The sequence below is a fragment of the Synechococcus sp. CBW1107 genome (assembly GCF_015841355.1).
Classification (GTDB): Bacteria; Cyanobacteriota; Cyanobacteriia; order PCC-6307; family Cyanobiaceae; genus Regnicoccus_A.
Genome location: NZ_CP064908.1, coordinates 2520595 through 2534271, shown reverse-complemented (window position 1 = coordinate 2534271; position 13677 = coordinate 2520595). Strand labels below are relative to the sequence as shown.

The 13677-nt window shown below is 68.2% G+C and carries 15 protein-coding genes and 2 tRNA genes; 11 read left to right on the top strand and 6 right to left on the bottom strand.

Annotated features, from left to right (window positions below; translation table 11 throughout):
- Nucleotides 1-15 precede the first annotated feature (15 nt).
- The gene (locus tag I1E95_RS13280; protein WP_197162961.1) at nt 16-465 is read left to right on the top strand and encodes an NfeD family protein; all 450 of its coding nucleotides are present in this window, start codon (nt 16-18) and stop codon (nt 463-465) included.
- Here I1E95_RS13280 and I1E95_RS13275 read toward each other — a convergent pair.
- The 3 genes from I1E95_RS13275 to ebsA are packed head-to-tail and all read right to left on the bottom strand — an operon-like array spanning nt 443 to nt 2572.
- Nucleotides 443-955 carry a DNA recombination-mediator protein A gene (locus I1E95_RS13275; protein WP_197162959.1) on the bottom strand — a complete coding sequence of 171 codons (513 nt, stop codon included), beginning with the start codon at nt 953-955 and terminating at the stop codon, nt 443-445. The two genes, I1E95_RS13280 and I1E95_RS13275, sit on opposite strands and share 23 nt — an antisense overlap.
- Nucleotides 956-1010: 55 nt before the next feature.
- Nucleotides 1011-2108, bottom strand: a complete 1098-nt coding sequence (locus I1E95_RS13270; RefSeq protein WP_197162957.1) for a phosphotransacetylase family protein — start codon at nt 2106-2108, stop codon at nt 1011-1013.
- Between the two features lie 35 nt (nt 2109-2143).
- Nucleotides 2144-2572: a type IV pilus biogenesis protein EbsA gene (ebsA, locus tag I1E95_RS13265; RefSeq protein WP_197162955.1), complete on the bottom strand. Its 429-nt coding sequence runs from the start codon at nt 2570-2572 to the stop codon at nt 2144-2146.
- 199 nt (nt 2573-2771) lie between these two features.
- Between ebsA and I1E95_RS13260 the strand changes: the two genes are divergently transcribed.
- The gene (locus tag I1E95_RS13260) at nt 2772-3470 is read left to right on the top strand and encodes an NAD-dependent epimerase/dehydratase family protein (RefSeq protein WP_197162953.1); all 699 of its coding nucleotides are present in this window, start codon (nt 2772-2774) and stop codon (nt 3468-3470) included.
- A gap of 9 nt (nt 3471-3479) precedes the next feature.
- Here I1E95_RS13260 and map read toward each other — a convergent pair whose 3' ends face one another.
- Nucleotides 3480-4340, bottom strand: coding sequence for a type I methionyl aminopeptidase (map, locus tag I1E95_RS13255; RefSeq protein WP_197162952.1), 861 nt, complete (start codon nt 4338-4340; stop codon nt 3480-3482).
- 49 nt (nt 4341-4389) lie between these two features.
- On the opposite strand from map, the gene I1E95_RS13250 reads away from it, so the two are divergent.
- The 6 genes from I1E95_RS13250 (at nt 4390) to gltX (ending at nt 7313) form a co-directional block, all read left to right on the top strand.
- Nucleotides 4390-4725: a peptidase gene (locus tag I1E95_RS13250; protein ID WP_231594639.1), complete on the top strand. Its 336-nt coding sequence runs from the start codon at nt 4390-4392 to the stop codon at nt 4723-4725.
- A gap of 102 nt (nt 4726-4827) precedes the next feature.
- The gene (rplS, locus tag I1E95_RS13245; protein ID WP_370594593.1) at nt 4828-5283 is read left to right on the top strand and encodes a 50S ribosomal protein L19; all 456 of its coding nucleotides are present in this window, start codon (nt 4828-4830) and stop codon (nt 5281-5283) included.
- 64 nt (nt 5284-5347) lie between these two features.
- A tRNA-Trp gene (locus tag I1E95_RS13240) sits at nt 5348-5420 on the top strand.
- Between the two features lie 35 nt (nt 5421-5455).
- Nucleotides 5456-5644: a hyperconserved protein Hcp gene (locus I1E95_RS13235; RefSeq protein ID WP_006043540.1), complete on the top strand. Its 189-nt coding sequence runs from the start codon at nt 5456-5458 to the stop codon at nt 5642-5644.
- Nucleotides 5645-5766: 122 nt separating this feature from the next.
- Nucleotides 5767-5840 (top strand) — tRNA-Asp (locus I1E95_RS13230).
- Nucleotides 5841-5864: 24 nt separating this feature from the next.
- Complete coding sequence (gltX, locus tag I1E95_RS13225) at nt 5865-7313, top strand: glutamate--tRNA ligase (RefSeq protein WP_197162950.1); 1449 nt, start codon at nt 5865-5867, stop codon at nt 7311-7313.
- On the opposite strand, the gene I1E95_RS13220 is transcribed toward gltX, so the two are convergent.
- Nucleotides 7304-8629: a sodium:proton antiporter gene (locus I1E95_RS13220; protein WP_197162948.1), complete on the bottom strand. Its 1326-nt coding sequence runs from the start codon at nt 8627-8629 to the stop codon at nt 7304-7306. The genes gltX and I1E95_RS13220 overlap by 10 nt on opposite strands.
- 23 nt (nt 8630-8652) lie before the next feature.
- Nucleotides 8653-8895 carry a hypothetical protein gene (locus I1E95_RS13215; RefSeq protein WP_197162947.1) on the bottom strand — a complete coding sequence of 81 codons (243 nt, stop codon included), beginning with the start codon at nt 8893-8895 and terminating at the stop codon, nt 8653-8655.
- 50 nt (nt 8896-8945) lie between these two features.
- Here I1E95_RS13215 and polA point away from each other — a divergent pair, with 50 nt between their 5' ends.
- The 3 genes from polA to cysS all read left to right on the top strand — a co-directional run bounded on the left by polA (nt 8946) and on the right by cysS (nt 13676).
- Nucleotides 8946-11912, top strand: coding sequence for a DNA polymerase I (gene polA / locus I1E95_RS13210; RefSeq protein ID WP_197162945.1), 2967 nt, complete (start codon nt 8946-8948; stop codon nt 11910-11912).
- 6 nt (nt 11913-11918) lie between these two features.
- Nucleotides 11919-12149, top strand: coding sequence for a hypothetical protein (locus I1E95_RS13205; protein WP_197162943.1), 231 nt, complete (start codon nt 11919-11921; stop codon nt 12147-12149).
- A 63-nt stretch (nt 12150-12212) separates the two neighbouring features.
- Nucleotides 12213-13676, top strand: a complete 1464-nt coding sequence (gene cysS, locus I1E95_RS13200) for a cysteine--tRNA ligase (protein ID WP_197162941.1) — start codon at nt 12213-12215, stop codon at nt 13674-13676.
- The last annotated feature ends 1 nt before the right edge of the window (nt 13677 follow it).

The window sequence follows — 13677 nt, the reverse complement described above, 5'->3', positions numbered from 1 at the left end:
CCCCGGACTCTCGTGATGCATCCCCTGATCTGGCTGGCCGGTGGCGGGGTGCTGCTGCTGCTGGAGCTGATCTTCCCCAGCGTGGATGGGTTCCTGATCGGCGGGGTGGCGGCGCTGCTGCTCTCAGCCGTCGCGGCCCTGCTGCCCCTGGGCGCAGCCCTCCAGCTGGCCCTGTTCAGCCTGCTCTTTCTGGGGGGCTACGGCGGGCTGAGGCGCTGGTCGCTGCGGGGGCGCCCCACACCCGATGCCCTCAGCGAGCCCGGCAGCGAGTGGGCCGAGGTGATCCAGACCTTCGACGCGCGGGGCCGAGGGAGGGTGCGCTGGCAGGGCCAGAGCTGGGCGGCCGAACTGCTCGAGACGGATGGTGGGCCGGGCCCCAGAGCGGGGGAGGAGGTGACCGTGCTGCGGCGGGAGGGAACACGCCTGCAGGTGCTCTCTGCGCTCAGTCGAAGAACATCAGGCTGACCACCTTGTTCATGTCTTCGGCGGTGCGACAGCTGGAGAGCAGGGTTTCGCTGTCGTGGAAGGCATAACAGATGAGCTGGTCACAGCGACCGATGATCTCCTGATTGCAGAGGCTGCTGGCCATGGGCAGGGGAAGCTCGTCGTGTTCGGGCTTCTCCACGAGATGGAGCACCCGCTCCATCTGCTCGCGGGATTCGCTGGGCTGGCGCTCGAGGCTCTGCGGCAGCAGAACCGTGAGCCGTGCCGGATCGACGCTGAGCACACCGCGAATCACCGCCGCGTTGACCCCCTGGGATCCGGAGGTGATCAGGTTGTGACCCTCCTGGGCCAGCGAGCGGGACACCAGTTCCACCAGGTGGATCGAGACGGCCGGAACGTGGCGGCTGCCGAGGATGGCGATGCGGCGCTTGCCGCGATCCTGGAGCAGGGCCAGCTCCTGGGCCAGCGTGTCGATCCGGTCGAGGGCCGGCAGATCAAGGGACCGGGTCACCTCATGAATGCATCCGATCGGCCGAAACTAGCAGCGCCCTTGCGGGGCCCACGCTTCAGGCCTTCACCACCAGTCCGAGACGCTCGAACAGGCGCTCGAAACGGCAGTGCTCCTCCACCAGACGAATGGCGTAACTGGCCTTGACCGTCTCGTGAAGACGCACGTGGCCGAAGGCACGCTCGATCACCTCCACCGTGGTCAGGGTGTCCTGCTCCACCTTCAGGATCGGCACCTCCAGCTCCTCGGCGCGGCTGATCAGCTGGGGCAGGGGTTCTCCTGCCCCTGTGAGGATCAGGCACTGGGTGGAGGCCTCCAGGGCGGCCAGCTGGATGTCGGTGCGGTCGGCACCGGTGACCACGGCCATGTTGCGGCGGCGGCGGAAGAACTCCATGGCGGAGTTGACGTTCATCGCTCCGATCGAGAGGGTCTCCACCAGCAGATCGAGACGCTCGAGGCAGCAGAGCACCCGCGCTCCCAGGCGGTCCACCAGCTCCTCGACGGTGACGCTCCGCAGCAACGGACTGCGGGGCATGACCCCGAACACCGGCAGGCCCAGCTGCTCCAGGGCGGGCACCACCTCGGCACGCAGGCGCTCCACCGCCTCAGGATCGACGGCGTTGAGCACCACGCCGGCCAGGCGGTCCTGCAGCAGGTCGCGGGCCGCCAGCAGGGGATCGACACTGCGGCTGTCCTCCCAGAGGTGGACGAGCACCACGGGGGCCTCCAGCCCCCTGGCCAGCTGGGGCAGGCTGAGGCCGTAGAGCAGGCCCTCGCTGAGGGTGCCGGTGCCCTCCAGCAGGGTGAGGCCATCGCGGAAGGCCGCGAGCTGCTGCCGCAGGCGGGCGAAGCCCTCACCGGGCTCCAGATCGCCGCGCAGCAGCCGTTCCTGGGCCGTGGCAGCCTCCAGGAGATGCAGGGAGGGCAACAGGTGCTCCTCCGGCAGGCCGAGGATGCTGCCGACGAAACGCACGTCATCATCGAGGCAGCCCAGGGAGGGGGTCTCCCCCTGCCGTGGTGGGCGCACACTGGTGGCCAAAGGCTTGCCGTAGCGGACGGGGAGTCCCTGTTTCGCCAGGGTCCGGGTCAGGCCGAGCACCAGGGCTGACTTGCCGCTGAAGGGATCACAGGATCCGATCAGCAGGGTGCTGCTCATGAAATGACCTCTGGGCTGGGCTCTGGGCCGTCAATCTATGCGGCGGTGGGAGGGTCCCCCAGCAGCAGCCAGCGCCAGAAGGCCTCGGGCAGATCGCGCTGGGGATCGCCGAAGGCCTGGGGTCCCGGCGACTCGAGCAGATCCATCAACCAGCGCACCAACTGATGGGTGGGCAGATCAAAGGAGTAACTGTGCACCGGTGATGCCGGGAAGCTGAGCTCACAGTGGCTGGTTTCCTGCGGCGCGAGCCCCGCTCGCCAGCGCAGCAGGAAGGGATGCTCCCCGTCCGGGCGCAAGCGACGCACCCCCTGGATCTCGCCGATGGCCAGCAGGTCGAGGGCCTGGATCAGCCAGGGTTCCCGCTGCACGCCGTCGCAGTAGGGGGCGTAGAGAGCAACCTGCCCCGGGTCATGACTGGGTGTGGCGCCGAAGATCGAGAAACGGCCCAAGGACAGTGGCGGCACGGAACGCCGAGAACAAGAGACTGGAGGCCACCGTGAGCAGCTCGAACCTGGCCTGGCGGCCAGCCCGATCGCCGTTCGCGGATGATTCCCATGGAAAGAATGCCCCATCCCCGATCCCGCCGTGCCAGGCCAAGACCCTTCTGCCCCAGAAGGGGCGCCCTACGCCCCGCCTGCACTTCTGCCCCTGAGGGGGAGAACGGTGGCTGTGACCGGGGCCAGCGGGGCCCTGGGCACCGCCCTGCTGCGCGCCCTCCATGGCCAAGGGGCTGAGCTGATCGCCCTCACCACCGCCTCCGCACCGGTGGCGCTGCAGGACGGGGAGGGCAGGACGATCCCCCTGCGCCAGGTGGTCTGGTGCTGCGGCGAGGAGCAGAAGCTGGAGGCCAGCCTGCGCGACGTCGACATCCTGGTGATCAACCACGGGGTGAACGTCTACGGCGACCGCAGCGCCGCGGCGGTCGCGCGCAGCCTGGAGGTGAACGCCCTCAGTGCCTGGCGCCTGCTGGAGCTGTTCCTGAGCCTGGAGGAGAGGCCCGCCGGCACCCCCTGCCGGGAAGTGTGGGTGAACACCTCGGAAGCGGAGCTGCTGCCGGCCCTGAGCCCGCTCTACGAGATCAGCAAGCGGCTGCTCGGCCAGCTGCTGAGCCTGCGGACCCTGGACCGGCAAGGCGAGAATCCCTGCCGGATCCGGCGGTTGGTGCTGGGACCGTTCCGCTCCGCCCTCAATCCCTACGGCGTGATGGGCGCGGACTTCGTGGCCGGCCAGGTGATCGCCCAGGCCCGCAGGGGATTGGGCCTGATCATCGTCACGCCCAATCCCGTCACGGTGGTCCTGGTGCCCCTGCAGATGGCGCTGAGGCGCCTCTACGGCCTGCTGTTCAGCCGGGCCGGCGCCTGAGTTGCGGGATCAGAAGTCACGGTCGGTGAGGATCTCGCAGCCGTCGGAGGTGACCACGATCGTGTGCTCCCACTGGGCCGAGAGCGATCCATCCACCGTCACCACGGTCCAGCGGTCGCGCAGGGTGCGGCATTCCTTGCCGCCGGCATTGAGGATCGGCTCCACAGCCAGGGTCATGCCGGCGCGCAGCTTGAGATTGGGGAGGTCGTTGGTGCGGAAGTTGAACACCGAAGGCTCCTCGTGCAGGTTGCGGCCCACGCCATGGCCGGTGTAGTCCTCCACGACGCTGTAGCCATGGGCCTCGACGTGGTCCTGAACGGCGCCGGCGATGTCGAGCAGGGTGTTGCCCGCCTTGATCCTGCCGAGGCCACGCATGAGCGATTCCTGGGCCACGCGGCTGAGACGGGTGGCGTCCTCGGAGCACTCGCCGACGCAGATGCTCACGCAACTGTCGCCGTGGTAGCCCTCGTAGTAGGCACCGGTGTCGATCTTGACCAGATCACCCGCCTGGATCACCTGCCTGGAGCTGGGGATGCCGTGAACCACCTGATTGTTGATGCTGGCGCAGATGCTGGCGGGGAAGCCGTGGTAGCCCTTGAAACTGGGGGTGGCTCCCATGGCGCGGATGCGTTCCTCGGCGTGGCGGTCGAGATCGGCCGTGGTCATGCCCGGAGCGGCCATCTCCATGATCTCGCGCAGCACCGTGGCCACGATGCGGCTGGCCTGGCGCATCACCTGAATCTCGCGGGCTGATTTGATCTCCACCCCCCGCCGTCCCTTCTGGATGCGCGGGCCGGTGCTGGTGGTGGCCGCGGCAGCCCTGCCGGCGGCGTTCGGGGTGGCCGCCAGCAGGTCAGCAAAAAGATTCATTGATGGAGCCCGGGCAATCCAGCGTTCAAGCTATCAACTTTCCTGATCGATGCTGTCGACCATGCAGGTCCTGGCCCGGCTGCGCCGCTGGCATGCCCTGATCGCGCCGGTGGTGGTGCTGCCGCTGCTGATCACGGTCAGCAGCGGCATGGGCTATCGCCTTCTGCGCGACTGGGGCGGTCTCAGCCGCGACCAGGTGCATGGGCTGATGGTGCTGCACGAGGGCGAATGGCTCGGGCCCGTCGGCAAGAGCTGGTACGTGGCCCTCAACGGACTGGGGCTGCTGTGGATGCTGATCACCGGCGCGGGCCTGGCGCTGCAGGGGTGGAACCGGCGGCGGGGACGGACGGAACGTGAGGAGCGGGCGGAGGAGGGGGGAACATGAGCCGTTACAGTGGTTGTTTGGCCGGGCGATCGCACCTCTGGGATGGCCGCGGACAAGAAAGCCAGCGCCGAACTGATGGCGGAACTGAAGGACGACATCAACATGGATCAGACGAGCGTGGATGAGACCGGCACTGCCGAGACCGCGGCCCCGACGGCCGTGGCTGACAAGCCCGCCGTATCCCCGGCTCGCACCGGCAGGCTCAGCGCCCAGGACCTGATCAGGGCCTTCGAAGCCGAGCAGCTCAAGAGCGATCTGCCCGAGATCTACGTGGGCGACACGGTGCGCGTGGGCGTGCGCATCAGCGAGGGCAACAAGGAACGGATCCAGCCCTATGAGGGTGTGGTGATCGCCAAGCGCCATGGCGGGCTGAACGAAACCATCACCGTGCGCCGGATTTTCCAGGGTGTCGGGGTCGAGCGGGTCTTTCTGCTGCACAGCCCCCAGGTGGCCACCGTCAAGGTGGAGCGTCGCGGTAAAGTGAGACGTGCAAAGCTCTTCTACCTGCGCGATCGTGTGGGGAAAGCCACCCGCGTGAAGCAACGCTTCGATCGCTGAAGCTTCATCGCTCAATTGCCCATGCCGGTGCCGTCTTGCGCACCGGTTGAAGGGGCATCGCCATGCGCCGTTAGTTCAGTTGGTAGAACGCAGGTCTCCAAAACCTGATGTCGGGGGTTCAAGTCCTCCACGGCGCGTCGATGCCCCTTCCTGCTCTTTCCTGGTTCCAGACATGGAGTTGGATTTACAACCCGGTGATGTGGTCAAGGTGCTCGAGTCCGCTGCCCTTGGCTGGGTGCGGGCGCGGGTCATCCGGGTCAAGTCCGGCGGTCGTGTGGTCGTCCAGAGCGACCAGGGCCGTGAATTCACAGCGAGAGGCAATCAGGTGCGCCTGATCGAACCCGCCGGTTTCCGCCCCTAGAGCACTGCCGCTGGCCCCGCCGGTTGACGGCGGGGCCAGCGGCAGTGGATACTTTGCTTGTCGTCAACACGACACCAGAAGCCAGGTCGGGCAAGGGTTTTCACCCTTCTCAACCTTCATCTGGGACTGTAGTTCAACCGGTTAGAGCACCGCCCTGTCACGGCGGAAGTTGCGGGTTCGAATCCCGTCAGTCCCGTTTCACTCTCATGAGCGTCCGCCGGTGACCGTTCGGGTTCGTCTGGCTCCCAGCCCCACGGGAACCCTGCACATCGGCACCGCCCGCACGGCGGTCTTCAACTGGCTGTTTGCCCGCCACCACGGTGGGCAGTTCCTGCTGCGGATCGAGGACACCGACCGGGAGCGCTCCCGGCCCGAGTTCACGGCCGACATCCTTGATGGCCTCTCCTGGCTCGGCCTGAGCTGGGATGCGGAGCCCGTGATCCAGAGCGAGCGGATCGAGGCCCACCGCAACGCCATCGGCCAGCTGCTGGAGGCGGGTCTGGCCTACCGCTGCTACGCCTCGGAGGCCGAACTGGAGCAGATGCGCGAGCAGCAGAAGGCCAGCGGCTCCGCCCCCCGCTACGACAACCGGCACCGCCATCTGACACCCGCTCAGGAGCAGGCCTACCTCGCCGAAGGGCGCGAAGCGGTGGTGCGCTTCCGCATCGACGACGGGGCCACGATCGCCTGGAGCGACCTGGTGCGCGGGGAGATGCGCTGGAGCGGCAGCGATCTGGGCGGCGACATGGTGATCGCCCGGCGGGCTCCGGCCGATCGGATCGGCGACCCGCTCTACAACCTGGTGGTGGTGGTCGACGATGCCGCCATGGCCATCAGCCATGTGATCCGCGGTGAGGACCACATCGCCAACACCGCCAAGCAGCTGCTGCTCTACGAAGCCCTCGGCCTGCCCCTGCCGGTCTTCGCCCACACGCCCCTGATCCTCAATCAGGAGGGCCGCAAGCTCTCCAAGCGCGATGGGGTCACCTCCGTGGGTGAGTTCCGGGCCATGGGCTACACCGCCGAGGCGCTGGTGAACTACATGACCCTGCTGGGCTGGTCGCCTCCGGAAGGCCTGGGCGAGCGCTTCACGCTCACGCAGGCCGCCACGGCATTCGACTTCGATCGGGTCAACCGGGCCGGGGCCCGCTTCGACTGGGACAAGCTCAACTGGCTCAACGCTCAGGTGCTGCATGAGCTCAACCCCGCCGAGCTGAGCCAGGCCCTGGTCCCGCTCTGGCAGGCCGAAGGCTGGAGGGCGCCAGATGCCGGCCGTGACACCTGGGAGCAGGAGCTGGCCGAGCTGCTCGGTCCCTCCCTCACCACCCTGCGCGATGGAGTCGAGCAGGCCCGGCCGTTCTTCGAGCGCCCCGAGCCCGACGCCGGCGCCCGCCAGCAGCTGGAGACCGATGGGGCCATCGCGGCCCTCAGGGCTGTGCTCGAGCGGCTTGAGGCCACTGACTCCCCGGACCTGAGCCTGGAGCAGGCCAGGAGCCTGCTGACCGAGGCCGCCAGCACGGCGGGGGTGAAGAAGGGTGTGCTGATGAAGAGCCTGCGGGCAGGCCTGCTGGGCAGCCTGCAGGGACCTGATCTGATCAGCACCTGGAGGCTGCTGCATGCCAGCGGTGAAGACCGGAAGCGGCTGATGCTGGCCGTGGCTCAGGGCTGAGACTGCTCAGGGGGCAAGGCCTGGCTGGCCGCAGCCGGCGCGGGGATGGCCCCAGCAGCGGCGAGCTGCTGATCCCTGGCCTCCTCCCGCTGACGCTCCTCTTCCTCCAGCTCCTGCTCGCTCAGGCGCAGGCCCAGCAGGCCCGCCAGGGGAGCCGCGGTGAATCCCTGCAGGCCCACGGTCATCAGGATCGTGAGGAACACCAGCCCCTGCAGCGCTCCCGCCCCCTCCACTCCCGCTTCGTAGAGGCGCAGGGCGAACAGGCTGGCCACTGCGGCGGTGACGATCCCGCGCGGAGCCAACCAGCTCAGCAACACCTTCTGGCCCATGCTGAGGGGCAGGCCGAAGGTGGCGATCTGCATCGCCACGGGCCGCACCAGCAGCATCAGGGTGAGCACGCAGCCCACCCCTCCCCAGCCCAGGGGACTGAGGTCGGCCCAGGCCACATCAGCGGCCAGCAGCGGGAAGAGAATGCTGATCGCCAGCTGGGCCAGCTGGCGGATCAGGTCGTCGAGCATGGCGGCCTCGGTGTCGGCGCAGCGGCCCACCAGCACCCCGGCCATCACAGCTGCGGGCAGGCCCGACTCGGGCATCAGCACCTCGCAGCCGGTGAACATCAGAAACATCACCCCCAGGGTGAGCTGCAGGCGCAGGCCGCTCTCCGGGTCCACCGGCAGCCGCCGCAGCAGCACCGCCAGCAGGAACCCGCTCAGGGCGCCCACCGCCACACCGAAGCCCAGCCGTTGCAGCAATTCCAGGGCGAGATCCTGCCAGTCGTAGCGGTCGGTGAGCACCAGCTCCAGCAGCAGCAGGGCCAGCACGGCACCGACCGGCTCCAGCACCAGACCCTCCCCCTCCAGCACATCCCCCAGGGGAGGGGCCAGGCGCATCTGCTGGATCAGGGGGGTCACCACCGTGGGGCCCGTGCCGAGCACGATCGCGCTGTACACCGCCGCCAGCTGCCAGCTCAGCCCGGCCAGCCAGTGGGCCGCCAGCAGGCCGGCGGGGAGGGCCACCAGCAGGCGCACCACCACGATCCGCAGCACCGCCTGGCGGGTGGTACTGCCCGGAAGGCTCAGCTTCAGGCCCCCGTCGAACAGAACCAGGCTGACCAGCAGCCCCACGATGGTTTCCAGGCCACTGCCCAGGGCGAGCGGATCCACCAGCCCCAGCCCCGAGCGGCCGATCAACAGCCCCGAGGCCAGCAGCAGCACCACCGACGGCAGCCCGGTGAGCAGGGAGGTCAGCTGGGCCAGCGCCCCGGAGAAGACGGTGATCCCCCAGAGCAGCTGCAGCCTCTCGGGGGCATCAGTCATGGCTCGATTCAACCACCATGGACTCAGTCGTCGAGGGCGGTGTACCGGGGCTCGACGCGGATGCCGACCACACTGCTGGGACGCAGCACCAGGTACTCCCCCTCCAGGTCGTTGATCGGCACATTGACGAAGGCTTCGGCCGGACCGGCATTGAGCACGCTGCCGTACCACTGCTGAAAGGCCTCGAGGGTGGCGAAGTGCACCAGCTCCCGGTGCCCCCCGGCCAGGAGCAGGTGGATGGCGTAGCGACGGGGTTGGCGCGTCATGGCGGCACGACCGGTGCCCCCAGAATGCCCCAGCCGGAATGGGGAACGGGATGGGGAAGGCCGAAGCACCGATGCTGCTGCTGGTGGATGGTCACTCCCTGGCCTTCCGCAGCTTCTATGCCTTCGCCAAGGGGGGAGAGGGGGGACTGGCCACGAAGGATGGCGTTCCCACCAGCGTCACCTACGGCTTTCTCAAGGCTCTGCTCGACAACGTGAAGGGACTGACCCCCCAGGGGGTGGTGATCGCCTTCGACTCGGCCGAGCCCACCTTCCGCCACGACGCCGACGCCAGTTACAAGGCCCACCGGGACGTGGCTCCGGAGCAGTTCTTCAGCGATCTGGCCAACCTGCAGGAGATCCTCTCGGAACCCATGGATCTGCCCCTGTGCACGGCACCCGGCTACGAGGCCGACGACATCCTCGGCACGCTGGCCAACCGGGCGGCGGACCAGGGCTGGCGGGTGCGCATCCTCTCGGGCGACCGCGACCTCTTCCAGCTGGTGGACGACGATCGCGACATCGCCGTGCTCTACATGGGAGGGGGTCCCTACGCAAAGAGCTCCGGTCCCACGACCATCCGCCGGGAGGAGGTGATCAGCAAGCTGGGGGTGTCGCCGGAGGAGGTGGTGGACCTCAAGGCCCTCACCGGTGATGCCAGCGACAACATTCCCGGCGTCAAAGGGGTGGGGCCCAAAACCGCCATCACCCTGCTGAAGGCCCACGCCAACCTCGATGGCATCTACGCCGCCCTCGACCAGCAGAAGGGGGCCCTCAAGACCAGGCTGGAAACCGACCGGGAGAACGCCTACCGCTCGAGGATGCTGGCGGAGATCCTGGTGGACATCCCCCTGCCGGCCGAACCGCGGCTGACCCTCGGTGATGTGAACGCCGCGGCCCTGGCCCAGCGGCTGGAGGAGCTGGAACTGCACAGCCTGGTGCGGCAACTGGCGGCCTTCGAGCGGGCCTTCTCGGCCGATCACCAGGCCCACCAGGACCTGTCGGGCTCAGCCACGGGCAGCTCACCGTCTGCGCCGGCCGATCCGGGTGCTCAGGCTTCGCCCTCAGTGGCGCCATCCGGCTCGCCGCAACCCGACTCCGCCCCGGAAGGCGCACCGCCCCTCCTGGAGCCGGAGATCATCCAGAGCCCAGAGCAGCTCGAAGCCCTGATGGCGCGGCTGATGGCCGCCACCGACCCCGTCCAGCCGATCGCCCTCGACACCGAGACCACCTCGCTGAACCCCTTCCAGGCGGAACTGGTGGGGGTGGGGCTGTGCTGGGGTGAAGGCAGCGACGAGCTGGCCTACGTCCCGATCGCCCACCAGCCCGCTGACGCCACCGATCTGCTGGAGCCGGCAGAGGCGCCACCGCGGCAGCTGCCCCTGGATCAGGTGATGGCGGCGCTGGCCCCCTGGCTCGAGAGTGCCCGGCACCCCAAGACCCTGCAGAACGCCAAGTACGACCGGCTGATCCTGCTGCGCCACGGCCTCGGCCTGGACGGGGTGGTGATGGACACCCTGCTGGCGGATTACCTGCGCGATGCCAACGCCAAACACGGGCTGGAGGTGCTGGCGGAGCGCAATTTCGGCTTCACGCCCACCAGCTTCAGCGCGCTGGTGGCCAAGGGGGAGACCTTCGCGGCCGTGCCGATCGACGCCGCCGCCCGCTACTGCGCCATGGATGTGCATGTCACCCGGCGGCTGACGCCGCTGCTGCGCAGCCAGCTGCAGCAGCTGGGGGAGGCCCTGCCGCGGCTGCTCGATCAGGTGGAACTGCCGCTGGAGCCCGTGCTGGCGCGGATGGAGGCCACCGGCATCCGCATCGACAAGCCCTACCTGGCGATCCTGAGCGAGGAACTGGCGGGCACCCTCGCCAGCCTCGAGGCCGACGCCCGCCAGGCCGCCGGGGTCGACTTCAACCTGGCCTCCCCCAAGCAGCTGGGCGAGCTGCTGTTCGAGACGCTCGGACTTGAGCGCAGGAAATCGCGCAAGACCAAGACCGGCTGGAGCACCGATGCCGCCGTGCTCGAGAAGCTCACTGACGACCACCCGGTGGTGCCGCTGGTGCTGGAGCACCGCACCCTGAGCAAGCTCAAGAGCACCTATGTGGATGCGCTGCCGGCCCTGGTGGAGCCGGAAACGGGCCGGATCCACACCGATTTCAACCAGGCGGTGACGGCGACCGGGCGGCTGTCCAGCAGCAACCCCAACCTGCAGAACATCCCCATCCGCACCGAGTTTTCCCGGCGCATCCGCAAGGCCTTCCTGCCCCAGGAGGGCTGGCAGCTGATCAGCGCCGACTACTCCCAGATCGAGCTGCGCATCCTCACCCACCTCTCCGGCGAGGAGGTGCTGGTGGAGGCCTACGCCAACGGCGACGATGTCCACGCCCTCACGGCCCGGCTGCTGCTGGAGAAGGACGAGGTGACAGCCGACGAACGGCGCCTGGGCAAGACGATCAATTTCGGCGTGATCTACGGCATGGGCGCCCAGCGCTTCGCCCGCGAGACCGGCGTCAGCCAGGCTCAGGCCAAGGAGTTCCTGAGCCGCTACAAGCAGCGCTACCCGAAGGTGTTCGCCTTCCTGGAACTGCAGGAGCGGCTGGCGCTCAGCCGCGGCTACGTGGAGACGATCCTGGGGCGGCGGCGTCCGTTCACCTTCGACCCGGGCGGCCTGGGGCGGCTGAAGGGCAAGCCGCCAGAGGAGATCGACCTGGAGGTGGCCCGCCGGGCCGGAATGGAGGCCCAGCAGCTGCGGGCGGCGGCCAATGCGCCGATCCAGGGCTCCAGCGCCGACATCATCAAGCTGGCGATGGTGCAGCTCGACCACGAGCTGCGGGCCTCGGGCCTGCCCGCCCGGCTGCTGCTGCAGGTGCACGACGAGCTGGTGCTGGAAGCGGCTCCCGAAGCCCTCGAGAGCGTGCTGGCCACGGTGAAGCGGGTGATGGAGAACGCCATGGAGCTGCGGGTGCCCCTGGTGGTGGACACCGGCTGGGGACCCAACTGGATGGAGGCCAAGTAGGCGCCGGTGCACACCGATCGCCGCAGCCTGGCCGCTCCGGCCTTCGCCGCTGATCTGGCCGACCTGCCCAGCTGCCTGAAGCCCCGCACCCTCAGCGCGGTCACGGCCACGATCACCCAGGCCAGCGTGATCAAGGATCCCCTGGTGGCTCAGGGGTTCAGGACCTCCGACCCCGCCTGCACCTACCAGGTGGCCAGGCCCGTTTTTCAGGAAGTTCCCGTGCGCGGCCTCTGGTGATCAGCTGATCCCGGGGTCAGAACACTGACCCCTTACGGTGCCTGCAGCTTCTGACGGCAAGCCTTGACCCTGCGGCTCACCAACACCCTCACCAGGCGCACCGAGCCCTTCGAACCTCGGGTGCCCGGTGAGGTCACCATCTATTGCTGCGGGGTCACGGTCTACGACCTCTGTCACCTCGGCCATGCCCGCAGTTACATCGTCTGGGATGTGCTGCGCCGGTATCTGATCTGGCGTGGGTTCCGGGTCACCTTCGTTCAGAACATCACCGACATTGACGACAAGATCCTCAGGCGTGCCGCCGAAGAGGGCAGCTCGATGGAGGCGGTGAGTGAACGCAACATCACGGCATTCCGTGATGACATGAATGCCCTGAACATCCTTCCTCCCGACAGGACCCCCCGCGCCACAAAGTGCCTGGATGGCATCCGCGCCATGATCGCCGAACTCGAAGCCTCCGGAGCCGCCTATTCCGCCGACGGGGATGTCTACTTCGCGGTGATGGGCCGGCCTGATTACGGCAAACTGAGCGGACGCAGTCTCAGCGATCAGCTGGAGGGCGCCAGCGGCAGACTCAACAGTGACGAAGAGTCCCGCAAGCGCCATCCCTTCGATTTCGCCCTCTGGAAAGGCGTCAAACCCGGAGAACCCAGCTTCCCCTCGCCATGGGGTCCCGGGCGGCCGGGATGGCACATCGAATGCTCGGCGATGGTCCGGCAGGAACTGGGCACCACCATCGACATTCACCTGGGGGGCTCGGACCTGATCTTTCCCCACCACGAGAATGAAATCGCCCAGTCGGAGGCGGTCAACGGGGTACCCCTGGCCCACTACTGGCTGCATAACGGCATGGTCAATGTCGATGGAGAGAAGATGTCGAAATCCCTCGGCAACTTCACGACGATCCGTGCCTTGCTGAGCAGTGGGGTGTCGGCGATGACCCTGCGGCTGTTCGTGCTCCAGGCCCACTACCGCAAACCCCTCGATTTCACCCGTGAAGCCCTCGAGGCCGCCGCCACCGGCTGGCATGGGCTCAACGAAGCCCTGGGGCTCGGTCTGAACCGGGCCTTCAGCGAGCCCCTGGGCTGGGCGGATGCCGCCCCTGGCCACGACACGGGGCTGGAGACCAGCCGGCAGGACTTCATCGATGCCCTCGACGACGACCTGAACACCTCCGCCGCGCTGGCGGTGCTGTTCGAGCTCACCCGTCCCCTGCGGGCCCTGGCCCGGCGGCTCGAGCGGGGATCGTCGCCCAGTGGCCAGGATCGTGCCCTCCAGGGGCGCTGGCTGCTGCTGCAGGAGCTCAGCGGCGTCCTGGGGCTGAAGCCGGAGTCCCCCTCCAGCAGCGAGGCCGAAGCGGGCGCCGGTCCGGAGCCGGCCGAAATTCAGGCCCTGATCAGCGAGCGCCTGGCCGCTCGCCAGGAGAAGCGCTACTCCGAAGCCGATTCCATCCGCGACCGGCTGCGTTCCGCAGGCATCGAGCTGATCGATCGGCCCGATGGCAGCACCGAGTGGATCCGGCGCTGAA